This is a genomic window from Flavobacterium hibernum (genome assembly GCF_000832125.1).
GTDB lineage: Bacteria > Bacteroidota > Bacteroidia > Flavobacteriales > Flavobacteriaceae > Flavobacterium > Flavobacterium hibernum.
On the sequence record NZ_JPRK01000009.1, the window covers coordinates 1 to 22,579 of the forward strand.

General features: G+C 31.4%; 23 protein-coding genes. 18 read left to right on the forward strand and 5 right to left on the reverse strand.

Annotation, left to right across the window (positions count from 1 at the left end; genetic code table 11):
• Positions 1-49: 49 nt before the first annotated feature.
• Together IW18_RS11240 and rlmH are read left to right on the forward strand one after the other, a co-directional pair.
• On the forward strand, positions 50-352 hold the full coding sequence (locus IW18_RS11240; RefSeq protein WP_041517769.1) for an antibiotic biosynthesis monooxygenase family protein: 303 nt from the start codon (positions 50-52) through the stop codon (positions 350-352).
• A 108-nt stretch (positions 353-460) separates the two neighbouring features.
• Positions 461-934 carry a 23S rRNA (pseudouridine(1915)-N(3))-methyltransferase RlmH gene (gene rlmH, locus IW18_RS11245; RefSeq protein ID WP_041517771.1) on the forward strand — a complete coding sequence of 158 codons (474 nt, stop codon included), beginning with the start codon at positions 461-463 and terminating at the stop codon, positions 932-934.
• A gap of 35 nt (positions 935-969) precedes the next feature.
• Here rlmH and IW18_RS11250 read toward each other — a convergent pair whose 3' ends face one another.
• Positions 970-1,617: a hypothetical protein gene (locus IW18_RS11250; RefSeq protein ID WP_041517773.1), complete on the reverse strand. Its 648-nt coding sequence runs from the start codon at positions 1,615-1,617 to the stop codon at positions 970-972.
• A 411-nt stretch (positions 1,618-2,028) separates the two neighbouring features.
• Positions 2,029-2,862, reverse strand: a complete 834-nt coding sequence (gene folP, locus IW18_RS11255) for a dihydropteroate synthase (protein WP_041517775.1) — start codon at positions 2,860-2,862, stop codon at positions 2,029-2,031.
• A gap of 151 nt (positions 2,863-3,013) precedes the next feature.
• Between folP and IW18_RS11260 the strand changes: the two genes are divergently transcribed.
• From IW18_RS11260 to IW18_RS11340, 16 genes are all read left to right on the forward strand, one after another.
• Entirely contained in the window at positions 3,014-3,562 is a 549-nt protein-coding gene (locus tag IW18_RS11260) for a DUF1599 domain-containing protein (RefSeq protein WP_041517776.1), read from the forward strand.
• A 28-nt stretch (positions 3,563-3,590) separates the two neighbouring features.
• Positions 3,591-4,691: a BT_3928 family protein gene (locus tag IW18_RS11265; RefSeq protein WP_041517779.1), complete on the forward strand. Its 1,101-nt coding sequence runs from the start codon at positions 3,591-3,593 to the stop codon at positions 4,689-4,691.
• Positions 4,692-4,852: 161 nt separating this feature from the next.
• Positions 4,853-5,521, forward strand: a complete 669-nt coding sequence (locus IW18_RS11270; protein WP_041517780.1) for a YqiA/YcfP family alpha/beta fold hydrolase — start codon at positions 4,853-4,855, stop codon at positions 5,519-5,521.
• A 401-nt stretch (positions 5,522-5,922) separates the two neighbouring features.
• Positions 5,923-6,417 (forward strand): TlpA family protein disulfide reductase, encoded by a 495-nt coding sequence (locus IW18_RS11275; protein WP_041517782.1) that lies wholly within the window; start codon positions 5,923-5,925, stop codon positions 6,415-6,417.
• Positions 6,418-6,510: 93 nt separating this feature from the next.
• Positions 6,511-7,263 (forward strand): triose-phosphate isomerase, encoded by a 753-nt coding sequence (tpiA, locus tag IW18_RS11280; protein WP_041517783.1) that lies wholly within the window; start codon positions 6,511-6,513, stop codon positions 7,261-7,263.
• Positions 7,264-7,515: 252 nt separating this feature from the next.
• Positions 7,516-8,349 (forward strand): 50S ribosomal protein L11 methyltransferase, encoded by an 834-nt coding sequence (prmA, locus tag IW18_RS11285; protein WP_041517784.1) that lies wholly within the window; start codon positions 7,516-7,518, stop codon positions 8,347-8,349.
• Positions 8,350-8,387: 38 nt separating this feature from the next.
• Entirely contained in the window at positions 8,388-8,663 is a 276-nt protein-coding gene (locus tag IW18_RS11290) for an ATP-dependent Clp protease adaptor ClpS (RefSeq protein WP_041517785.1), read from the forward strand.
• A gap of 78 nt (positions 8,664-8,741) precedes the next feature.
• Positions 8,742-10,253: a WG repeat-containing protein gene (locus tag IW18_RS11295; protein WP_160113192.1), complete on the forward strand. Its 1,512-nt coding sequence runs from the start codon at positions 8,742-8,744 to the stop codon at positions 10,251-10,253.
• Between the two features lie 137 nt (positions 10,254-10,390).
• Positions 10,391-11,662, forward strand: a complete 1,272-nt coding sequence (locus tag IW18_RS11300; RefSeq protein WP_041517788.1) for a sterol desaturase family protein — start codon at positions 10,391-10,393, stop codon at positions 11,660-11,662.
• Positions 11,663-11,669: 7 nt separating this feature from the next.
• Entirely contained in the window at positions 11,670-12,347 is a 678-nt protein-coding gene (locus IW18_RS11305) for a lysoplasmalogenase (protein WP_041517790.1), read from the forward strand.
• A gap of 120 nt (positions 12,348-12,467) precedes the next feature.
• Positions 12,468-12,920 (forward strand): hypothetical protein, encoded by a 453-nt coding sequence (locus IW18_RS11310; RefSeq protein WP_041517791.1) that lies wholly within the window; start codon positions 12,468-12,470, stop codon positions 12,918-12,920.
• Between the two features lie 27 nt (positions 12,921-12,947).
• A complete protein-coding gene (locus IW18_RS11315; protein ID WP_041517792.1) occupies positions 12,948-13,268 on the forward strand; it encodes a hypothetical protein in 321 nt (106 codons plus the stop codon).
• An 878-nt stretch (positions 13,269-14,146) separates the two neighbouring features.
• Positions 14,147-14,965 (forward strand): 3-deoxy-8-phosphooctulonate synthase, encoded by an 819-nt coding sequence (kdsA, locus tag IW18_RS11325; RefSeq protein WP_041517795.1) that lies wholly within the window; start codon positions 14,147-14,149, stop codon positions 14,963-14,965.
• A gap of 19 nt (positions 14,966-14,984) precedes the next feature.
• Positions 14,985-15,890, forward strand: coding sequence for a hypothetical protein (locus IW18_RS11330; protein ID WP_041518074.1), 906 nt, complete (start codon positions 14,985-14,987; stop codon positions 15,888-15,890).
• A gap of 176 nt (positions 15,891-16,066) precedes the next feature.
• A complete protein-coding gene (locus tag IW18_RS11335) occupies positions 16,067-16,747 on the forward strand; it encodes a YiiX family permuted papain-like enzyme (protein ID WP_041517797.1) in 681 nt (226 codons plus the stop codon).
• 215 nt (positions 16,748-16,962) lie between these two features.
• Positions 16,963-18,057: a PAS domain-containing sensor histidine kinase gene (locus IW18_RS11340; protein WP_041517799.1), complete on the forward strand. Its 1,095-nt coding sequence runs from the start codon at positions 16,963-16,965 to the stop codon at positions 18,055-18,057.
• A 72-nt stretch (positions 18,058-18,129) separates the two neighbouring features.
• Here IW18_RS11340 and IW18_RS11345 read toward each other — a convergent pair whose 3' ends face one another.
• From IW18_RS11345 to IW18_RS11355, 3 genes are all read right to left on the reverse strand, one after another.
• The gene (locus tag IW18_RS11345) at positions 18,130-19,521 is read right to left on the reverse strand and encodes a M20/M25/M40 family metallo-hydrolase (protein WP_041517800.1); all 1,392 of its coding nucleotides are present in this window, start codon (positions 19,519-19,521) and stop codon (positions 18,130-18,132) included.
• Positions 19,522-19,812: 291 nt separating this feature from the next.
• Positions 19,813-21,735: a discoidin domain-containing protein gene (locus tag IW18_RS11350; RefSeq protein ID WP_041517802.1), complete on the reverse strand. Its 1,923-nt coding sequence runs from the start codon at positions 21,733-21,735 to the stop codon at positions 19,813-19,815.
• A 2-nt stretch (positions 21,736-21,737) separates the two neighbouring features.
• On the reverse strand, positions 21,738-22,523 hold the full coding sequence (locus IW18_RS11355; RefSeq protein ID WP_041517803.1) for a glycerophosphodiester phosphodiesterase family protein: 786 nt from the start codon (positions 22,521-22,523) through the stop codon (positions 21,738-21,740).
• Positions 22,524-22,579 lie beyond the last annotated feature (56 nt).

Below are 22,579 nucleotides of genomic sequence, written 5' to 3' on the forward strand. Positions count from 1 at the left end.
AAACCCGACAGGTTTTTAAAACCTGTCGGGTTTGTTAAACGTTATAATTATGATTTTAGAAGCCGCTTTTCTTTATGTAAAACCAAATTTAGCAACTCAATTCGAGGCTGATTTTGCAAATGCAAGTCAATACATCGCATCGATTGATGGATATTTAGGTCATCGTTTAGAGAAATGTCTCGAAGTCGAAAACAAATATCTTTTGTTGGTTGATTGGAATACGCTCGAAGATCATACTGTGGGTTTTAGAACTTCTGAAGCTTACTTAGAATGGAAAAAGATGTTGCATCATTATTACGAACCGTTTCCTATTGTAGAACATTTTGAAACTGTTTTTGAGAATAAAAAATAGGGATTATTTTGCCAAAGATTAAAGAATTAAAAAGGATTATTTCTTTAATTCGCTTTAAATTAATCTGTGAAAATCATTTTAATCTGTGGCAAAAAATAAAAATAAAAAATGAATATCAAACTTATCGCCATTGGCAAAACCGACAATAAAGCACTTCAAACTTTGATTGATGACTATACCAAACGTTTGTCGTTTTACATCAAATTTGATTTGGAGATTATTCCCGATATCAAAAACGTAAAGAATTTATCCGAAAGTCAGCAAAAGGAGAAAGAAGGCGAATTGATTTTGTCGAAACTTTCACCAACAGATCAATTGATTTTATTGGATGAAAACGGGAAAAACTTTTCAAGCGTAGGTTTCTCTGAAGAATTACAAAAGAAAATGAATTCCGGAATCAAAACTCTTGTTTTTGTAATTGGTGGTCCTTATGGATTCTCTGATACGGTTTACAGCAAAGCACAAGGTAAAATTTCGCTTTCGTTAATGACATTTTCACACCAAATGGTACGTTTGTTTTTTATCGAACAATTGTATAGAGGATTTACTATTTTAAGAAATGAACCTTATCATCATCAATAAAATTAGTATTCAGTTGCAGTTTTTAGTGTTCAGTTTTAGAAAACAAACTCTTCTTCTTCATTTATAAAAACATACGGAATCTTTTTATCTATTATAGTTTGTACCAGAATTTTGCATTGAATATAATCTTCAAAATGCATGTTTTTATCATACGAAAATGTAATTTGAGCTTTCGGATTTATAACCAAACTATCTAAAAATGGCTTTAAATTACTTTTAGGAAAATCATATGTTTTTCTTCCACTATATTTGATCATTCCATTCTTTTTAAAATAAAGCTGGCTTCTATTATTGGCAATTTCCATCTTATAATACACTTTCGTGAAAGGTAAAAAAGCCATATTCTTTCCAATAGAATCTGCATACGAATAATAATTTTCGGCATTTTCGTTTTTATGAGCACTGTCATCCCTCTTTTTTTTCTGTAATTTCATCACTTCCGGAATTACAAGTTTAAGAGGTAAACGTTTATCGACATTCAAAATCCAATTGGTCGAGATAATACTGTTTTTTCTATTAACATCTGCAATTGTATCTTTTCCTACCGTTTTAAAAAAGATATAGATTGGCGAATGATCTTGAACATCTTTTACAATTGTAACGTTTGATTTTGGAAGTAGAACATCTTTTTTTTCTTCGCATGAAAAAAGAAGGAAAGCTAAAATTAGAGTAAAGTATTTCATAAATTTTAAAGTTTTAAACACATAGAAACATAGATTTGTAAACTTAAAAAAAGCGTTTCACTTGTTTAAACAAACATAGCTGTGCGACTAAGCTTATTTCATTTTTTTTCAAAACAGTTTGTCATTCCGAGGAACGAGGAATCTCCGCAAGAAACTCCGTAAAGAAAATCGTAAATCTTTGTCGAGCAACTCATGGAGATTCCTCGTTCCTCGGAATGACAATATTGCGGTTACGTTGTGAATGATGGATTAAAATCCATCATAACAATATATTTATTCCTACGGAGCTCCTCAAAAAAATTCCCGAGGAATGATTTATATTGTAGCAACGTCCCGAAGCTTCGGGATTAATCCGTTGAAACGAATAAAAATTACTTTTTATCATAGAAATCGGAATGACAAATCTGTCGTTTATATAGTATTCAAATTCATTTTACCAAACAAAGTGACACATTCCACCGCTTCTTTCACATCATGAACACGCAAAATTTTTGCGCCTTTTGTCAAAGCAATCGTATTCAAAAAAGTTGTTCCGTTTAAAGCTTCTTGTGGTGTAATATCAAGCGTTTTATAAATCATCGATTTTCTTGAAATCCCAGCTAAAACAGGTAATTCTAAAAGATTAAAAAGCTCCATTTTTTGCATCACTTCATAATTTTGATCTGTTGTTTTGGCAAAACCAAAACCCGGATCAAGAATCAAATCGTTAATCCCTAAAGCTCTCGCTTTTTTTACTTTTTCAGAAAAATAAAACATCATTTCTTTTACGATGTCGTCATATTGCGTTAAACTCTGCATGGTTTGCGGATTTCCACGCATGTGCATCATAATGTATGGAACATTGTATTGTGCAATAACCTCAAACATTTTATCGTCAAGTTCTCCTGCTGCAATGTCATTTATAATCGCCGCACCACTTTCTATACTAGCTTTTGCAACTTCGGCTCTAAAAGTATCAATCGATAAAAGAGCGTTTGGAAAATGCTTTAAAATCAATTCTATTGCAGGAACAATTCGGTCGATTTCTTCTTGTTCCGTAACAAACTCGGCACTTGGTTTGCTTGAATACGCACCAATGTCAATAAATGTTGCGCCCTGAGATAACATTTTATCTACTTGATCGATAATTTCTTCTTCATTTTTATATTTCCCTCCATCAAAAAAAGAATTGGGAGTAACATTTAGAATTCCCATTACTTTAGGAATCGACAAATCTATAAGTTCACCTTTGCAGTTAATCAGCATTTTTATTATTTTTTGTTTCAGATTTCAAGTTTCAAGATCTTGTCATTAACACTTTGTTTAGAAAAAACTTGAAACAAAGAAAACCTTAAACTTGAAACTCTTTAATTTAATCCTTATTTTTGAAAAAATTTAAGCAAATATACAGCAATAAATGAAGAATACTTCCCTTGAATTTGATAATGTAATTACGGTTTGCAGAACCTTATTTATCAATAAAATGAAAGATTACGGCAGCGCATGGAGAATTTTAAGACTTCCATCACTAACTGACCAAATTTTCATAAAAGCACAAAGAATTAGAAGTTTACAGGAAAATGAGATCCGTAAAGTTGATGAAGATGAAAAAGGAGAATTCATAGGAATCATCAATTATTCGATTATGGCCTTAATTCAATTAGAATTGGGAGTTGCAGACCAACCTGATTTAGATGTTGAAAAAGCAACTGAATTGTATGACGCTAAAATTAAACTAACAAAAGAGTTAATGGAAGCCAAAAATCATGATTATGGCGAGGCTTGGCGTGATATGCGTGTAAGTTCATTGACAGATTTGATTTTACAAAAAATACTTCGCGTAAAACAAATCGAAGACAATAAAGGAAAAACTTTAGTTTCTGAAGGTATCGACGCCAATTATCAAGATATGATTAATTATTCAGTTTTTGCTTTGATTTTAGATCCTCTTACACCTAAACAATAGATTTCAACTTAAAACCCAAATTTTAAAAATGAAAAACATCATTACTCAATTCTCCCGACTATTTGTTGGCGTATTATTTATCATATCGGGATTAATAAAACTAAACGATCCAGTTGGTTTCTCTTATAAATTAGCCGAATATTTTAGCGAACCCGTTTTCAATATGCCTTTTCTAGAACCACTAGCTCTAGGATTAGCAATCTTTCTAGTAATTCTGGAAGTAGTTTTGGGCGTAATGCTATTAGTTGGCTACAAATCAAAACTTACCATTTGGGCTTTATTATTGTTAATCGTTTTCTTTACTTTCCTTACCTTCTACTCTGCTTATTTTGACGTAGTTAAAGACTGTGGATGTTTTGGAGATGCATTACACTTAACACCTTGGCAATCATTTACAAAAGATATTGTTTTACTTTTCTTTATCCTGATTTTATTCATCAATAAAAAATTAGTAAAACCTTTGTTTTCAACACCCGTTACCAATATCATTACTTATGCAAGTGTTATTTTATGCATTTTTATGGCAGTTTGGGTATTGAACCACAATCCTTTAAAAGATTTCCGTCCGTTTAAAGTAGGAACAAACATCGAGAAAGGAATGGAAATTCCAGAAGGCGCTCCAAAATCGGTGGTTGAAATGATTTTTATCTACAAAGTAAATGGTGTTGACAAAGAATTTACCGAAAAAGATTTAGCGAATATTCCTGAAGGAGCTACTTTTGTTGACCGAAAAGACAAAGTAATTACAGAAGGTTATGTACCGCCAATTCATGATTTTACTATGATGAAAGATGATTCTGATTATAAAGAAGAATTATTGAAAGAACCAAAGTTACTGCTTTATGTTACTTACGATCTTGCTTTATCTAATCCTGACGGAATGAAAAAACTTGAAACTATAACTAAAGATGCAAAAGCAAAAGGATACAAAGTAATTGCAATGACAGCTTCTGGAGCTGACGAAATTGCAAAAGCTAAGAAACAATACGGTTTAGATATTGACTTCTATTTTTGTGACGCAATTCCATTAAAAACTATCGAAAGATCAAATCCAAGCATTGTAGTTTTACACAACGGAACTGTGATTCAAAAAGTACATTACAACGATGTTGAGGATTTGAAACTGTAAAAATCTCTCATCGATATAATTATAAAGACGCCAATTTTACTATTAATTTAGTGAAATTGGCGTTTTTTTTTAAGCCAATATTACTTCGTAAGAAAAATATTAAATTAGAGCATTTGTTTTTATATATTTGTTTCAACTATACCCAAAAAACAACTTTATTCATGAAACAATCTCCTAAATTCTTATTTACTTTTTTGCTTACATTATTCTTCTCCATAATAGGTTTTAGTCAATCAAAAACGCCAAATAAAGAACAACGTTACATCTTTTTCCTGCACAATGCATTTGTAGAGCAAAATGACCTCAGCGTTGCGCATCCTGAATATGGAAAAGCCGAATACAACGAAATTTTAGCCTCATTTAGAAAAGATAACTTTATTGTTTTTAGCGAAAAAAGAAGCAAAAACACTAACGCAGCAAAATATGCCGAAAAGATTGTTAAGCAAATTAAAAAATTGATTAAAGAAGGTATTTCTGCAAATAGAATAACCGTAATTGGCACATCAAAAGGGGGTTATATTGCACAATATGTATCGACTTATTTAGCAAATCCTGATGTAAATTTTGTTTTTATTGGATGTTTTAGAGATAGCGATATTCAGGAAATACCAGATATTAATTTCTGCGGAAACATTTTAACGATTTACGAAAAATCAGATGTTTATGGTGTTGATGCTATCAAACGAAAAGAAACTTCAAAGCTTAAAATAAATCATTTCAAACAAATAGAATTAAACACCAATCTAAAACATGGCTTTTTATACAAAGCCTCTGATGATTGGATTGCTCCAAGCAAAAAATGGGCAAATGGTAATTATGATTTGAAATAATATTTCTAAAAAAAATAATCAAAAGGTCTTCAATAAATCCTAATTCAGAATATTTATTGAAGACCTTTTTTCATCTCAATCTGACGTTTTTTTGCTTTGAAAATTACTTCTTCAACTTCAAAAACAGATCTTTTTTTTCTGCATTAAAAAATCCACATTAAAAATACCCGTTTTTTGAGTCAACTATTACGATTTCATTCCGCTTTTTCTAACCTAAAATTCAACTTTTGTGATAAAATAAAGCGCTCTTCAAATTTTGTTAATGATGATTTCTCATTCAATTTGTTTGTTTAACTTTGTTCGGAATCATAATTATATGAAATCGCTATTATTCTAAATCAGATACAGGAATGAAGAAAAGCGATACCATAATTCATTTTAAAAGCAAATATTATCTACTTATGAAACAGTTAGTCCTAGTCGTTATTGCATTTATTACTTTTTCATGTTCACAAGCACAAAAAACCGCTTTTTCGAAAGAGGCCTTGTCTGAAAAATTATTAGCAACAGATGGAAGTCAAGTTGAATTTAAAAACATTTTAAAAAAATACAAAGGTAAAACTTTGGTTATTGAGGTTTGGGCTTCTTGGTGCGGTGATTGTGTAAAAGCAATGCCAAAAGTAAAAGATCTACAAGCTAACAATCCTGATGTTTCTTACTTATTTATTTCGGCAGATAAAACAGCTGATAAATGGAAAGCAGGAATCGAAAAACACGAGTTAAAAGGCGATCACTTTATGATGAACGACGGAATGAAAGGTGTTTTTGGAAAAACAATCGATCTAGATTGGATTCCAAGATATATTATAGTTGACAAAAAAGGAAAAATCGTATTGTATCGTGCTATCGAAACAGATTTTGATAAAATCAATGAAACGCTAAAAAGCTTGAAGTAAAATCTAGGATCGATGATCATTTTATTGTCGAAATAAACTTCAAATTAATAAAAGAATAAAAAACAAAAAAAAAGAATATTAAAAACTACCAAAATGAGAAAAAAAATTGTTGCAGGAAACTGGAAAATGCATAAAAACGCTGAACAAACTGAAGAATTATTAAGCGAATTAATTGCTAAAATACCAGCTCAAACTACTGCTCAAGTAATTGTTGCTCCAACATTTGTAAATTTACAAGCAGCGGTTGCAAAACTTAAAAATACAACTATTGGAGTTTCTGCTCAAAACGTTCACCAAGCTGAAGGTGGTGCTTTTACAGGAGAAATTTCTGCTGATATGTTAACAAGCATTGGTGTAAACACTGTTATTCTTGGACACTCTGAGCGTAGAGCGATTTTTCATGAATCAGATGCTTTAATCGCTAGTAAAGTTGATACTGCATTGAAACATGACATGACAGTTATTTTCTGTTTTGGAGAAGAATTAAAAGATCGTCAATCAGGAAATCATTTCAATATTGTTGAAAACCAATTACGTGATGGTTTATTCCATATTTCAAAAGAATCTTGGGCTAATGTTGTTTTAGCTTACGAGCCAGTTTGGGCTATTGGAACTGGAGAAACTGCTTCGCCAGAACAAGCGCAAGAAATGCACGAATTTATTAGAGAAGTTGTACGTAAAGCTTTTGGAGCTGACATCGCTGACGAAGTTTCAATTTTATATGGTGGTTCTGTAAAACCAGACAACGCTAAAGAAATTTTTGGTAAACCAGACGTAGATGGTGGTTTAATTGGAGGTGCTGCTTTAAAAGCAGATGATTTCTTAGCTATTGTAACTGCAATCTAAATTATATTTTAGTACAGATTTGCACAACATTTATTGTCTGTGTTACCGTCACGAATTCGCGAATTGTGATTAAAAAAAATCGTGAATTCGTGCCAAAAAAAACTTTTAAATCTGTAGTAAAAAACAAACATGAAGCGATACTTAACGGTGTCGCTTTTTTTATGTTTTAAATAATTCTTAAAATAGCAATGTTCTTTTATATTTATAATCGACTTCTGCTTTCTATTCTTACCTTTGCAAAAAAAATTATTTATGTCAAATATATATTTAGGATATCATTTTACGATTGAGCCAAAAGAACCAGGATCTGAAATTTTAATTGCCGAATTGGGCGAAAAAGCGTTTGAGACTTTTACTGAAACAGAAAACGGAATTTCGGCTTATGTAAAGAAAGATTTGTGGGATGAGAATATTCTGGATGACATTTATATTTTGCAGTCTGAAGAATTTAAAATTGAATATACTGTTGAAGAAATCGATCAGGTAAACTGGAATGAAGAGTGGGAAAAGAATTTTGAGGCAATTGACGTAGATGGCAAATGCCACGTTCGCGCTCCTTTTCATCCAAAAACTGATGCCGAATTTGATATTGTAATTGAACCAAAAATGAGTTTTGGAACTGGTCACCATGAAACGACTCACATGATGATTCAGCATTTACTTGAAATGGATGTTAAAGGTCTTAAAACTTTAGACATGGGTTGTGGAACTGCAATTTTAGCTATTCTTGCCGAAATGAAAGGTGCTGAACCTATTGATGCCATTGATATTGACAACTGGTGCTATTTAAACTCTATCGAAAATGCTGAACGCAATAATTGTAAACACATTACCGTTTATGAAGGCGATGCTGCATTATTAGCTGGTAAAAGCTATGATTTAATTATTGCTAATATCAACAGAAATATTTTGTTGAATGATATGCAAGCTTATGTAGATTGTTTAAATAAAGGTGGAATTATATTATTTAGCGGTTTTTATGAAGAAGACATTCCTTTTATTGATGCTTCTTGCACAGAAAAAGGCTTAACATATGTTAAAAAATTTCAAAGAAACAACTGGGTTTCATTAAAATACGTAAATTAGATAATAGTAATTACAACAGTACAAAAACCTAAAAGAAAATGAGTACTAAAGAAAAAGTAAGAGAAAGAGTTCGCGAAAAAGAAGCGACAAGTTTCAATAACGAAATCATAGTTTACAACGACGATGTAAATACTTTTGATCACGTAATTGATACTTTAATGCGTGTTTGTAGTCACACGCCTGAGCAAGCAGAACAATGTTCCTTAATTGTACATTACAACGGAAAATGCACTGTAAAAACAGGGCCAATGGATAAGTTAAAACCACAATGTACACAACTTTTGGAAGCTGGACTAAGCGCCGAAATTGTTTAATTGCAAATAATTCAAAAACGCATTCTATTTTGTTTATAGCAAAATAGAATGCGTTTTCATTTTAACAAACTTCAAATTATGAGAATTATTGCATTTTTTTCATTGGTTTTATTCCCTTTTATTTCGAAAGGACAGTCAGAATTTGAACCTCTTCGAAAACAATTAATCGAAAATAAAATATACGAATATGTATATCAGTTCGAAAATAATTATGCCGTATTTCGAACTTTCAACAATAAAATGGGATTGATTGATAGTTTGGGAAACGTAATTATCAAACCCAATTATCAATATATTGACAATAAAAAAGATCTTAAAAATTTATTTGAAGCGGCAATCATCGTAAATAAAAAGTATAAAAGAGGATTTATCGACCTGCAAAACAAAATTAAAATTCCTTTTGATTATGATGATATATTTTATCTTGGAAATGGTCTAATAAGAGTTTCAAAAAATAACAAAACCGGTGTTGTAGATACAGAAAACAAGATTGTTATTCCTGTAAAATACGATTACATACAAAACCAAAATGGTATTCTATTTGTTCAAACTAATAATGCAATCGATTTGTTTGATGCCAAAGGAAAGCAGCTTACTAATTTTAAAGCCGCGGATATTGACTATTTTAAAAGCAGAAAATCTATTGTAACACTTTCAAACAAGAACACTTTTATCATTGACGATCAAGGAAATATTATTTTAAATTCAATTAAAAATCATCAATTCGAAACCGTTTTTGACTCAGATGCTTATCTTATTAAAAATACAATTACAAAGAAAAAAGGCATCCTAAATTCATCAGGCCAGTATAAAATTGAATGCAAATACGATGAAATCTCTCCATCAAATTCAATTTACATTGTTAGAAACAATGAAAAAAGCGGTATCGTCGACAAAAAAGATTCTGTTTTAAAACCTTTAATCTACGATCACATTTTTTCTGCTTTCTATAAAGATAGTATCCAGTTTCAAAATCAATATTTTGCTGACAAAGGCAATTTAAAAGGCATAATAAATCCATTTTTAGAAAAAGAGATAATTCCCATTTCTTATAAAAACGTAGAGCAGCTTTCTAAATATTACATTACGGTTAATTTTGATAATAAAAATGGAGTGTTTTCATCAAACAGTGCGATTTTAATTCCCGAAGATTATGAGTTTTATAATGTATCTCAAAATAAAATTTTTGCTGTAAAAAACTCCAAAAAATACCTTCTTACAATTGCCGACAACGGTTATAATGAAATAGAAATATTCGCTGGTGAATTTGTTAAGGATAAATTTAACTTTGGAGAGTTTTCAAAAAGTAACTATCAAATTTTCAAAAATGAAAACAAGCTTGGCGTGATTAGTAATGAAAATAAAATCGTGATTCCATCTGAATTTGATTCTATCAATGAAATTTATTCTACAGGAGAATTTATTGTTCAAAAAAATAAAAAATACGGAATTGTAAATGCCAGCAATCAAGTTCTTTTAGAACTAAAGTATGATTCTTTTAAAATAATTAAAGAAGTTGTTAAATTCGAAATTAAGAATCAAAAAACAGCAAAATTCTATCCGGTCGACTTTTCAAAAGAAATTAAATAATTACTTTTTTTTCCTCACTTAAATTATACCCTTCTCACCAAACATAAAGCTTAACTTTTATTTAATTGTTTAATTGCAAATAATTTAAAAAACATTCTATTTTATTCTATATTTGAATAAAATAGAATGTTTTTTTTATGGAAGAATATGGAAAAATACTAATCATCGCCACTCCTATTTTTTTAGTATTAATTATAATCGAAAAAATATACGGCATCTATACCAAAAACGACACTGCGCCTTTGATTGATAGCGTATCGAGTATTAGCTCAGGAATAACCAATTCTGTAAAGGATGTTTTAGGACTGAGTTTAACTTTCATTTCATATGAATGGTTGGTTTCTAAAATTGCTATTTTTCATCAAGAAGCTAACGTTCTCTCCTACTTCATTGCTTTTTTTGTAATTGATTTTTATGGTTATTGGAGTCATCGCTGGGCACATCAAATTAATTTTCTTTGGAACAAACATGCTATTCATCACAGTAGTGAAGAGTTTAATCTCGCCTGTGCGCTAAGACAGCCAATTGCAAGTTTAGTTAACCTATTTACTTTTTTATTAATTCCTGCGGCATTATTGGGCGTTCCGGCTACCGTAATCGCTATTACTTTACCATTACACCTATTTTTACAATTTTGGTATCATACTAAACACATAAAAAAAATGGGAGTTCTGGAACATATTTTAGTTACTCCATCACATCATCGTGTTCATCATGCGATAAATCCTGAGTATTTAGACAAAAATCATTCACAAATTTTTATTTTCTGGGATAAACTATTTGGTACTTTTCAAGCAGAATTAGATGATGTCCCACCAGTTTTTGGCATAACCAGACCTGCAAATACCTGGAATCCTATCCGGATTAATTTTCAGCATTTAGGTTTATTGATCAAAGATGCATGGAGAACTGACAACTGGAAAGATAAACTCACCATTTGGTTTAAACCAACTGGATGGCGACCGGAAAACTTTGACGAAAAATATCCTGTCAACAAAATCGATAATGTTTTTGATTTTGATAAATACGGAACTCAAAATTCTCAAAAACTAATTTATTGGTCTGTTGCACAAGTTCTAATTACCCTCTTGTTTGTAACTTATTTATTTGATAATATTGCTAAAATTGGCCTACCCAATATATTTATTTACGGTTTCTTTGTTCTGATAACCATTTATAGTTATTCCGAATTAATGGACAAAAGTAAATATGCCATTTTTTGGGAAGGTTTACGCCTTTTAATTGCAATAGGAATTATAATGTACTACGGAGATTGGTTTGGTCTAAATCATGCTTTTTCTATGAGTAATTACATCATTTTGGGTTATTTATGTTTATCGTTTTTAATAACTATTTACTTTGTAACTGTCGATTTTAAAACCAACCAAAACCAATTCATAAATTCATAAACCGCTTATGAGAAACGCTACTTATTTTAAAATATTTGTTGCCTTTAGCATCATATATCTTATTGCATTATTTATAGGATATCAAAATTTAGATCTATTTTTAAAACCGGTTCTAATACCTTTATTAGGCTTTGGCGTTTATTTTTATAGACCGTTTCCTTCTAAAAGAGTCCTTTTGACAGCTTTACTGTTTTCCTGGATTGGAGACGTTGTTTTGCTTTTTGCAGATATAGGCGAAATTTATTTTATTTTAGGATTAGTTGCATTCCTCATTGCACACATTGCCTATTGTGTACTTTTTAACAAACAAAATACAGGAGAAATCCAAATCAATAAAGTCTTTTTTGGAATAGGAAGCCTTCTTATTGCATTCTACTTAATTGGAATGGTACTTTTTTTAATGCCCAATTTAGGCGATTTAAAAATACCTGTAATTGTTTATGCTGCAGTAATTTCGACAATGCTTCTATTTGCTTTTAATGGATATCTAATCTGGAAAAAACCTGAAAGTATATATGTTTTTTTAGGTGCAATTGTATTTGTTATTTCAGATAGTATATTGGCTTTCAATAAATTTCATACTCAAATCGAAAAAAGTTCTTTTTTTATTATGCTAACTTATCTTGTGGCACAATATCTGATTGTTGTTGGTATACTAAAATTGAACCCGAGAAAGGTGGAGTAAAAGAGACTGGAATCGTTGTTTTTTCATAGATTAACTAGATTAATTTTGATCTTTTTAAAACTGAAATTTACAGCGAAAACCATTTTTACTTTTACATTTGTATGACCAATATTTTAAACCATGAAAAAAATAACGCTATTTATTATTTTACTTATCACTGCTACTTCTTGCGTGAGCACAAAATCGACGCTAAAAAATGTAGATGATAATGCTCCGGATTTGGTTTTAAACAAAAACAATACCTTCACAATAACTTTATTTAGCAGTGATAAAAAATATGGTTACGATCCAGACTATCCTGTTAATATTTTTTATCAAAATACGAGAAATGAAGCTTTAAACGAATCTCGTTTTTTAAATGCTTTAGCTGGACCAAATGGCGAAAAAATTACTTTTACTCGCTTAGAAACTTGTTGCCCTTTTCCAACTAAAAGAAGCGACATGGGTGCCGGATTCCTAAATGTTTATGAATTAAAATGGGAAGGGCAAAAAAAACCTATAAAACTATATTTGAACGTTTACGAAAAAGGAATTTTGATGGTTCCGATGGGATTGAGTTTAAAGAAGGAGTAATTTTTTAGATAATTTTCATAATCGATTATGTACGGTATAACTCCTTTAATTCTTATCATTTTACCCTTTCTTTTTCAATTAATTTACGGACAAAAAGCAATTGGCGAAACAATTCAGTTGAAATTTAGAACTGTAGTTTTGATTAGCATACTAATGCAAATCGTTTTATCTATCATTTCCTTTAATCTAGCCATTTACAATTTTACAGAAAGTCTTCAAGGAGAACTTCCTGGATGTGGAATGTGGATGATAGGAATTTACTTTGTTAATTTACTATCTATTATAATCCTTTTGGTAATTATAATTGTACAGTATTTTATAAAAAGATCCTACGAAAAAAATAAGTAGAATAAATTCTTATGATTAAAACCAGATCTGCATATATAATTTTTATCATTCTATTGATATTTATATTTCCCTACTATACACTTGTTCTTTCTATTAATTCTGATTTTTTATATTCGATAATTCCAGGTTGGAATACTACTATAATTCCAGCAAGATTAATTTTGAATCTAATTAAGTTAGTTATTCTTGTTGTGGTTGGCTTTTATTATTCGAAACTATCTAAAACTAATACTGAAATAAACTTAAAGTATTTTACAATTCATCTGGCATTGACAATTCCAGCAGTTGTAATTACAAAGCTAAATTTATACCATTTTATTCCTCTTAATTTATCCGACCCTGATTTTTTTCTGTCTCAAATTCGAACAGTCGTTTACATTAATATGTTTAGTAACATTTTATTTCTTACTGGAAAGGTTTTGTTTTGGATTTTTTATATAAAACTTCAAAAAACTAAAATTACTATAAAACAATAATAACGAGATTATTGCACAGGTTTTGAAAAGAAAAAATACTTTAAAATCTTCAAACACGGCACAAAACCTGATAAATATCATGGCTGAGCTTTTTGTAATATCTTAATATTGTACTTTCTTAAAAGATATGGAACCTACAAAATTGCCCAACAAATCCCATAATTCCACTACAGTGCTAGCCCCGATCGTAGCGGAAATCTTTTTTTGAGAAAGCCTATTTTTTCTGGCTTTTGCAGAGCGACCAAAGGAGACTCCTGCAAAGGCTAAGAAAAAAAGGTTTAGAGAAAAATATTGTAGCGAATAGCCTTGCCTTGATAGCGATCGGGATTCTTAAAAAAAACTTAAATCTTAATCCGCTATTCATAAATCATAACTACCTTTGCACAGTCAAAAAATCATATTATGAACATACAACATATTCCACAAATTAAGCATACTGAAAGCGGAAACTTCTTTTTATTGGCGGGACCTTGCGCTATTGAAGGAGAAGAAATGGCTCTAAGAATTGCTGAAAAATTAGTTGGTATTACCGACAAACTTCAAATTCCTTATGTTTTTAAGGGATCATTTAAAAAAGCCAACCGTTCTAGAATCGATAGTTTCTCTGGAATTGGTGACGAAAAAGCACTAAAAATTTTAAGAAAAGTTTCAGAAACTTTTCACGTTCCAACTGTTACAGATATTCATACGAATGAAGATGCTGAAATGGCTGCGCAATACGTAGACGTTTTGCAAATTCCAGCATTCTTAGTTCGTCAAACTGATTTGGTTGTTGCTGCGGCTAACACTGGAAAAGTGGTGAACTTGAAAAAAGGACAATTTATGAGTCCTGAAAGTATGAAACATGCTGTACAAAAGGTATTAGATTGCCAAAACGAAAATGTTATGGTTACAGATCGTGGTACTATGTTTGGCTACCAGGACATGATTGTTGATTTTAGAGGAATTCCTACTATGCAACAATATGCGTCTACGGTTTTGGATGTTACGCACTCATTGCAACAGCCTAACCAAACTGCAGGTGTTACAGGCGGAAGACCTGATATGATCGAAACTGTTGCTAAAGCAGGTATTGCTGTAGGTGTTGACGGTATTTTTATCGAAACGCATTTTGACCCTGCTAATGCAAAAAGCGATGGTGCTAACATGTTGCATTTAGACTATTTTGAAGGTTTAATGACTAAGTTGGTTGCTATTAGAAAAACAGTTAACTCATTTTAAATTTTATAATACAATTTCATTGAAAACAAATATTTTATTTTTCTTCCTTTTGTGTTTTTCACTAAACACTTTTGCGCAGGAAGAAATCACAGTACAAAGATATACAGCTCACAATAAAGGAAAATTCTTCGTTTCATGGGGTGGTAACAGAGATAGTTATACTAAATCTGATGTAAACTTTAGAGGTAAAGATTACAATTTTACGGTTGCTGATATGAAAGCGCATGATAAACCAAAAGGATGGCATATTGATTATGTTAATCCGGCAAACATGACGATTCCTCAAACTAACTTTAGAATGGGGTATTTCATAAACGATCACTATAGTGTTTCGATTGGTTGGGATCATATGAAATATGTGATGACACAAAATCAAACAGCTAATGTTACCGGTTATATTAATTTACCTGCTGATGAGGCTGGATCTTACTACAACGGAGTTTATAATAATACACCTGTAGATATGTCGCAAAATGGCGCTATAGAAGGTGGTTATGATAAAGGTGTTGCTCAAGGAAATCCTCCTGCTTTTTTAATGTACGAACATACAGACGGTTTGAACTATATTAATACTGAGGTTTCAAGACATGATGATATTTCAAAATGGTTTGGTTTACCAAATACTGATAAAGTTCAGATTAACTTAACTGAAGGTTTAGGTATGGGAGTTTTATATCCTAAAACAAATACATCACTTTTAGGAAAAGAACGTCACGATGATTTTCACGTTTCTGGTTACGGTTTATCTGCAAAAGCTGGAATTAACTTTACATTCTTCAAATATTTCTATATTCAAGGTGAGTTAAAAGGTGGTTACATCAACATGCAGGATATTAGAACTACAACAAGTAGCGAAGATAAAGCTTCGCAAGACTTCTTCTTTTTTCAAAGAATTATCGCTGTGGGTGGAATTTTCAGAATCTAATATTTCTTAAAAAATATTTAAAAATAGCTATCATTTTGGTAGCTATTTTTTTTTGCCCTTATATTTGCCTAGATTAAACAAAAAAAATATTGCAAAGCCACAGATTAGCAAAGCGATGCTCTACAAGAGATTGTTCAAAATCTTTAAATCACTGCCAGAATAACCTAAACTAAGATATGAAAAAACCAAAATATCTCTTTCCCTTACTTACATTTCTACTCAGCTTTTGTTGTGCATTGTTTGTTGCAATGAAAGTTTTTCCGAATAATCCATTTTCAGGAAAAAAAACAGCACAAAATAGTTTGACTGATAAAATTCAGGATGCTGATATTATTTTCCAAACTTCAGAATCAAGCCAATGCGAGGCAGTACGAATTGCTACTAACTCAAAATTTTCGCATTGTGGAATTATCTATAAAATTAACGGAGATTTATTTGTTTTTGAAGCTGTTCAGCCTGTAAAACTTACTCCATTAAGCGACTGGATTAATCACGGAAAAGATCACAAATTTGTGATTAAGAGATTAAAAAATGCTGATAAAGTGTTAAGCGAAGCTACACTGCAAAAAATGAAAGATTATAGTCAAAAATTTATGGGAAAGGAATATGATGCTTACTTTGACTGGACTGATACCAGAATTTATTGCTCAGAGTTGGTTTGGAAAATTTATAAAAACGGTGCCAATATCGAATTATCAAAACTAAAGGAATTGAAAGATTTTAACCTAACAGATAAAAGAGTGCAAAAGATTCTAAAAGAGAGATATGGAAATAACATTCCTCTTGAAGAGAAAGTTGTTGCGCCATCAGATTTAGTCGATTCGGATTTATTAAAAACTATAATCGATACGTATTAACGTTAGGCTTTTAAATTATTTCTAAAATTGTATCAAATCAAGAAAAAGAGCATAACTTCAAATAGTGCAGAGGTTATGCTCTTTTTTTTGTTATTCAACGAATTTAAAAGCATTTGGACGAAGAACTATTAAAAACGCTAAAACTTTTATTAATTTCAGTAAAGAAATGATGGTATTTTACTGATGTTAAACTAAACGCCCCCTGGGTTTCATCTATGAATAACACAACTACAGACTTATCAGAACATCCTGTTGATTTTTTTACCAATTTTGAGGACTTTTTTAATACTTCTCCTGACTTATTATGTGTCGCGGGTTTTGATGGTTATTTTAAAAGAATAAATCCATCAGTATCAAAATTATTAGGGTATAGTAATGAAGAATTATTCTCTAAACCTATTAATGATTTTGTATTTGATGATGACAAGAAAAATACCAAAAATGCGCGAAAAGATCTGACTCAAAAAATTGGTTTGTACAATTTTGAAAACCGATATGTTACCAAAAGCGGCAATATTGTTTGGCTTTTATGGACTTCTTTTCCTGTTGCTAAAGACAAATTAGTATATGCTATCGCAAAAAACATTACTTTTAAAAAAGAACTTGAGCAAGAAAGAAATGCTCATTTAACTGAACTTACCAAGGTAAATAAAGAGCTCAAACAACTTACTTACACTACTGCACACGATTTAAGATCGCCTGTAAATAATTTATTAGCTGTTTTTGATCTGCTGGATAAATCGACGATTACAAATCCTGAAACGCTAGAATTAATCTCAATAATCGAAGCTTCTACTCAAACTTTGAAGAAAACACTGATTGATCATGTCGCAATTTTGGATAAAAAAAATGAAGAAGATAATCAGCTTGAAATCTTAGATTTTAATATCATTTTACAAGAAGTTTTATCTTCTATAAATTCTTTAATTCAGAACTCAAAAGCTAAAATTACCATTGATTTTTCGGAGGCAGACACTATCATTTTTAATAGAAATTCTTTAAAAAGTATATTCTTGAATCTCATTACAAATTCAATCAAGTATTCTAAGCCCGGCGCTTTGCCAATCATTAACTTCAATTCGCTTCGTTTTAATGGAAGTACACAACTCATTATTACGGATAACGGAATTGGTTTTGATATGGAAAAGGTTAAAGACAGAATTTTTGGATTACATCAGAAATTTAATTCGCATAAGGATAGTAATGGTATTGGCCTTTACTTAGTATACAATCATGTTACTAATCTTGGCGGACATATTTCTCTGGAAAGTAATTTGAATGAAGGCGCTAAATTTACAATTACTTTTTAAGACCAATTCCTTCTAATAAAAAAAGCTACAAGTAAAACTTATAGCTTTTTAGAAATTTTTATGTATAGATTATTAATTTGATGCCGCCGGAAGAACGATTCCGTTTTGGTCCATTAAATACATTAATGTTGTCATTGTTGCAGCACCAAGTTCTAGTTCTCTTTTGTTTATTGCGTCAAATTTATCGTTTGCTGCATGGTGATAATCAAAGTAACGCTGAGAGTCTGGCTTTAAACCTGCTTTAACGATCGCCTTAGACGTTAAATGACCAATATCTGAACCTGCATGACCAATTGTAAAACTATGCACTAAATAAGGCTCAAAAAGATCTTTGTACTCTTTTATCTTTTTATAATTAGCATCATCAGCTTCTATAGAGAATCCTCTTGGAGAAAATCCTCCTGAATCACTTTCTAAAGCAAAAATGTGGTTTTCGTTCTTTTGTTTTGAAACTTCTTCATATTTGGCTCCGCCTTTTCCGCCGTTTTCCTCATTCATAAACAAAACTACACGAATAGTATTTTTAGGTTTGTAGTTTAAGTTTTTCAAAATACGAAGTACTTCCATACTTTGTACTACTCCTGCCCCATCATCATGAGAACCATCGGCCAAATCCCAAGAATCTAAATGTCCTCCAACAATCATTATGTTTGATGGATTTACTGTTCCTGTCAATTCGCCAATTACGTTATAAGACAATACATCTGGTAATGTTTCGCAAGATTGTTTGAAATAAAATTTTAAAGTTGGATTTGCTTTTAATGATTTACTCAACAATTCAGCCCCATTTGTACTAATTGCCGCAGTTGGAATATATTCTTCTTTTGGAAGGCTACCATAACTTTGAACTCCTGTATGTGGAAAATCGTCTAAACGCAAATTCATAGAACGAACAATTGTTCCTACAGCTCCAAATTTTGCTGCTTCTTGTGCACCGGCATATCTTTGATCTACGCATGCTCCATACGAAGTAAATGTTTCGATGTTTTCAGGATTCATTGGTCTGTTATAAAACACAATTTTACCTTTTACTTTATCGCCTAATTGTTTAAGTTCATCAATTCCTTGCACTTCTACAATTTCGGCAGTAAGTCCTGCTTTTGGAGTTGCTACTGATCCTCCTAGAGCACAAATTGGCACAGCTGTTTTTAATTTTCCGTCTAAGATAAAAGCGGTTTCTTTTTGACCACGAACCCAATGTGGCACCATAACTTCTTGCAAATAGACTTTATCAAGTCCTAAAGATTCTAATTGTGTCTTGGTATATTTAACTGCTTTTTCTGCATTTTCAGATCCAGACAAACGACTTCCAATGTCGTTAGACAAATATTCTAACCAAGTATAACATTTTGCTTCGGTTAAAGCTTTTTTATAGAATAATTTAATATTTTTTTCATCATTTGATTGTGCAAAAGATGTCAATCCGTTTAAAACTAAAACAGTTAAAAGAATCGTTTTTTTCATAGGTTAATGGCATTTTTGGATTAATTAATCTTTTGAATCCGTTAATTTCTCAATAAATTCAAAGTTAAACAAAGAAACAAAATTATTTATAGCTACTTGATTTTTTAGCACTGGTTTTCAAAAAAAATAAAAACCCACTAACACCAAATTTTTCATTTGAATATTAGTGGGTTTTCAGGTTTTAAACATAAGTGTCACACTGACTTTACATTTTTATTCTTGAAAAAAACTAAGGATGGATTAAAATCCGTTGAAAAGAATCGTAATGTTGAGTAGCCAAAGAGTTTTTCTTTATTTCACTTCGATCAATTTGTTTTTAACTCCAATTCCGTTTTCATTAAAAGCTTCAATCGTAAAATAATACTTTGTGCCTTTGTCCAAACCTCTAAAGTCGTATGAGTTTTCGCCATAAACCATAATGCTATTGTATAATTTATCCGGAGTAATTCCGTAATAAATATTATATCCAATTGCATCGGCTTGTTTTTTCCAAGAAATCATAGCATTACGCGAATCTTTAGCGTTTCTGTTTACTTTAAATTCTGAAACTCCTTTTGGTTTTTCTAGTAATCCGTTTCCAAAAACTCTGAAATCTGAAATGGCAAATAAACCAGATGCATTATGAATGTTTTCCATTTTTACATAACGCGCATTAATTGGCTTCGTTAACTCCACATAATCATGAGGAACGTCTTTATCATTATTCGATTTATCAATAACTAAAGTCCAGTTTACCGCATCATCAGACATATAGATTTTGTACTGATAATAAATATCCATTGCTTTGTTGTATTGTGTCGCTTTATGATCTGCATAATTGATTTGTAACGCATTTATTTGCATTTTTCGACCTAAATCTAGTTGCAACCACTCGCCCGGATTAGCTGTTTTTGCAGACCAATAGGTTTGAATGTCTTCATCGGTTAAATTATTCGCTCCATAACAAAACTTTTCGAATACTTTTTTTCCTCCAGTATCTACTCTGTGTGTCTGAACTTCCATGCAATCTTCAAAAGAAGAAACGGTTACCGGTTTTTTATACGAAAGCAACATCCAACCGGAAGAAGCACCTTTTGTTTGATCGCGTTCGCCTGTTGGAAGCACTATTGGAAAATCTCCATAAGAGGTAATAGAATACATTACATCGTCTTTATCAAATCCTGCAGGAAACATATCTATACGACGCTCAAAACGGTCTTTTATAGAAATTTTGCATGTTCCGGTATTCCAGTAATTACCAAAATTATCTGCAAAAGTATTTCCGTGTCCCGCTCCAATTACAAAACCTCCCGGTTTATATGACATTGGATTGTGTTTTTGATATGTAAATGGTCCTAAAGGACTATTTCCTACATGAACACCATTTGCGTAACCTTTAAACTCGGTTGCTGGTGCTCCGTATTGCATATAATATTTTCCGTTGTGTTTGGTCATCCAAGCGCCTTCGATAAAATCTCCCCAAGGAGCAGGTTCCATGTCATTATTAGGCCCAAAGCGTTCCCATCCGTGATTTTTAGGATCTAGGCCTACCACTTCTTTTATTTGCCCGTACGGACGCTGAATATCTTCTACTTCGGTTGCTGCATAAAGTTTTGCATAATCTGCCTGATTTCCTACTGGCAACCACGTTTTATAATCTACTTCGGTTCCTACTAGAGGTAATTTTCCGCTTGAACCGTAATACATATATACTTTTTTATCATCATCCTGAAAAATAGCAGGATCCCACGTTGGCAACATTGCTTTATCTACATGTCGTAACCAACGTCCTGATTTTGGATCAGCAGTTTTCCAAACCGGATGATCTTTTTTCCAAGTAGACCCCACATAAAACAATGTATCATTTACAACCCAAGCCGCTGGTGCACATTGATCGTCATCGCCCGGTTGTCGTTGAAAACTTCCGTAAACGAATTTCCAGTCTGACATGTCTTTACTCCAAAAGAAACCTGCCTGATTGGTAGCAAATAAATAATATTCTCCTTTGTAGGTAATAATTACCGGATCTGCGCTTGAACGACGCGACTCAGGAATTCCGTTGTGATTGTGTGTTGTGTAATTGTATCCTATATTTATTGGATTACAATATGTTGATTGTGGTTTGTTTGGATCGAACCACTCCGTTTTTCCGGGAATGGTATTTTTTTGCGCAAATGTATTGGAACTGAATCCTGTAAAAAGCAACAAAAACGAAATTAGATAGGGATTTCTCATTTTTATTTTGTGTTTTTAATTCTTTGATTTAATAATTCTGGTTCATTGGTCGTTATGTAATCAAATTTGTTTTTGATTATCCAATCCATAACTTCAGCATCATTTACAGTCCATACATTTAAAGTAATATGATTGTCTTTTGCTTCTTTGATCCATTCAGGATGTTTTTGAAAAACGGAATAATGAAAATCAACTCCAGTAATTTTATCTGATTTTACTGCTGCGGGAGATTTATTTCCTTCCAGATATTGTAAAGTAGTTATGGGATCAACTTCTCGAATTTGTTTCAAAATTTCATAATCAAAACTGATGTATGAAGTTATTTTATCAGCTTTAAGTTTTTTGATTGTTTCAACTGCTTTCAATGCAGTTTCTCTTCCTCTTTCTTTACTAATTTCAGATGGTTTAATTTCACAAACTAAAATGGTGTGTTTATTATTCTTTTTGCCTTCGGTAATATACTCGTGTAAAGTGGGGAGCTTCTCGCCGTTTGAAAGTTTAAACTTTATTAGATCTTCGTAATTTGTTTTTTCGATTAGCAATTTATTATAATGTGCATCATGATTAATTACAAGCGAATCATCTGCAGTTCGCCAAACGTCAAATTCTGAACCTGCCAATTTTAAATCGATCGCATGTCGAAGTGAAGCTATTGAGTTTTCGGGAAGGTTGTTCTTTTTCCAGGCTCCACGATGCGCTACTATAGCATTCTTTTTTGAGCTACAAGAAGAGAAAACAGTTATAGCAATCACAAAAACAGATGCATAAAATATTTTAATTGTATTCATTTTATAGAAATTAAGATTTATATTTCTTTAATTTTAAAGATTGAATTTACTTACAA

Bases quoted from the DNA above. Each gene is read 5' to 3' on its own strand.
- IW18_RS11240 (WP_041517769.1), top strand. From the start codon at position 50: ATGATTTTAGAAGCCGCTTTTCTTTATGTAAAACCAAATTTAGCAACT.
- rlmH (WP_041517771.1), top strand. From the start codon at position 461: ATGAATATCAAACTTATCGCCATTGGCAAAACCGACAATAAAGCACTT.
- IW18_RS11250 (WP_041517773.1), bottom strand. From the start codon at position 1,617: ATGAAATACTTTACTCTAATTTTAGCTTTCCTTCTTTTTTCATGCGAA.
- folP (WP_041517775.1), bottom strand. From the start codon at position 2,862: ATGCTGATTAACTGCAAAGGTGAACTTATAGATTTGTCGATTCCTAAA.
- IW18_RS11260 (WP_041517776.1), top strand. From the start codon at position 3,014: ATGAAGAATACTTCCCTTGAATTTGATAATGTAATTACGGTTTGCAGA.
- IW18_RS11265 (WP_041517779.1), top strand. From the start codon at position 3,591: ATGAAAAACATCATTACTCAATTCTCCCGACTATTTGTTGGCGTATTA.
- IW18_RS11270 (WP_041517780.1), top strand. From the start codon at position 4,853: ATGAAACAATCTCCTAAATTCTTATTTACTTTTTTGCTTACATTATTC.
- IW18_RS11275 (WP_041517782.1), top strand. From the start codon at position 5,923: ATGAAACAGTTAGTCCTAGTCGTTATTGCATTTATTACTTTTTCATGT.
- tpiA (WP_041517783.1), top strand. From the start codon at position 6,511: ATGAGAAAAAAAATTGTTGCAGGAAACTGGAAAATGCATAAAAACGCT.
- prmA (WP_041517784.1), top strand. From the start codon at position 7,516: ATGTCAAATATATATTTAGGATATCATTTTACGATTGAGCCAAAAGAA.
- IW18_RS11290 (WP_041517785.1), top strand. From the start codon at position 8,388: ATGAGTACTAAAGAAAAAGTAAGAGAAAGAGTTCGCGAAAAAGAAGCG.
- IW18_RS11295 (WP_160113192.1), top strand. From the start codon at position 8,742: ATGAGAATTATTGCATTTTTTTCATTGGTTTTATTCCCTTTTATTTCG.
- IW18_RS11300 (WP_041517788.1), top strand. From the start codon at position 10,391: ATGGAAGAATATGGAAAAATACTAATCATCGCCACTCCTATTTTTTTA.
- IW18_RS11305 (WP_041517790.1), top strand. From the start codon at position 11,670: ATGAGAAACGCTACTTATTTTAAAATATTTGTTGCCTTTAGCATCATA.
- IW18_RS11310 (WP_041517791.1), top strand. From the start codon at position 12,468: ATGAAAAAAATAACGCTATTTATTATTTTACTTATCACTGCTACTTCT.
- IW18_RS11315 (WP_041517792.1), top strand. From the start codon at position 12,948: ATGTACGGTATAACTCCTTTAATTCTTATCATTTTACCCTTTCTTTTT.
- kdsA (WP_041517795.1), top strand. From the start codon at position 14,147: ATGAACATACAACATATTCCACAAATTAAGCATACTGAAAGCGGAAAC.
- IW18_RS11335 (WP_041517797.1), top strand. From the start codon at position 16,067: ATGAAAAAACCAAAATATCTCTTTCCCTTACTTACATTTCTACTCAGC.
- IW18_RS11340 (WP_041517799.1), top strand. From the start codon at position 16,963: ATGAATAACACAACTACAGACTTATCAGAACATCCTGTTGATTTTTTT.
- IW18_RS11345 (WP_041517800.1), bottom strand. From the start codon at position 19,521: ATGAAAAAAACGATTCTTTTAACTGTTTTAGTTTTAAACGGATTGACA.
- IW18_RS11350 (WP_041517802.1), bottom strand. From the start codon at position 21,735: ATGAGAAATCCCTATCTAATTTCGTTTTTGTTGCTTTTTACAGGATTC.
- IW18_RS11355 (WP_041517803.1), bottom strand. From the start codon at position 22,523: ATGAATACAATTAAAATATTTTATGCATCTGTTTTTGTGATTGCTATA.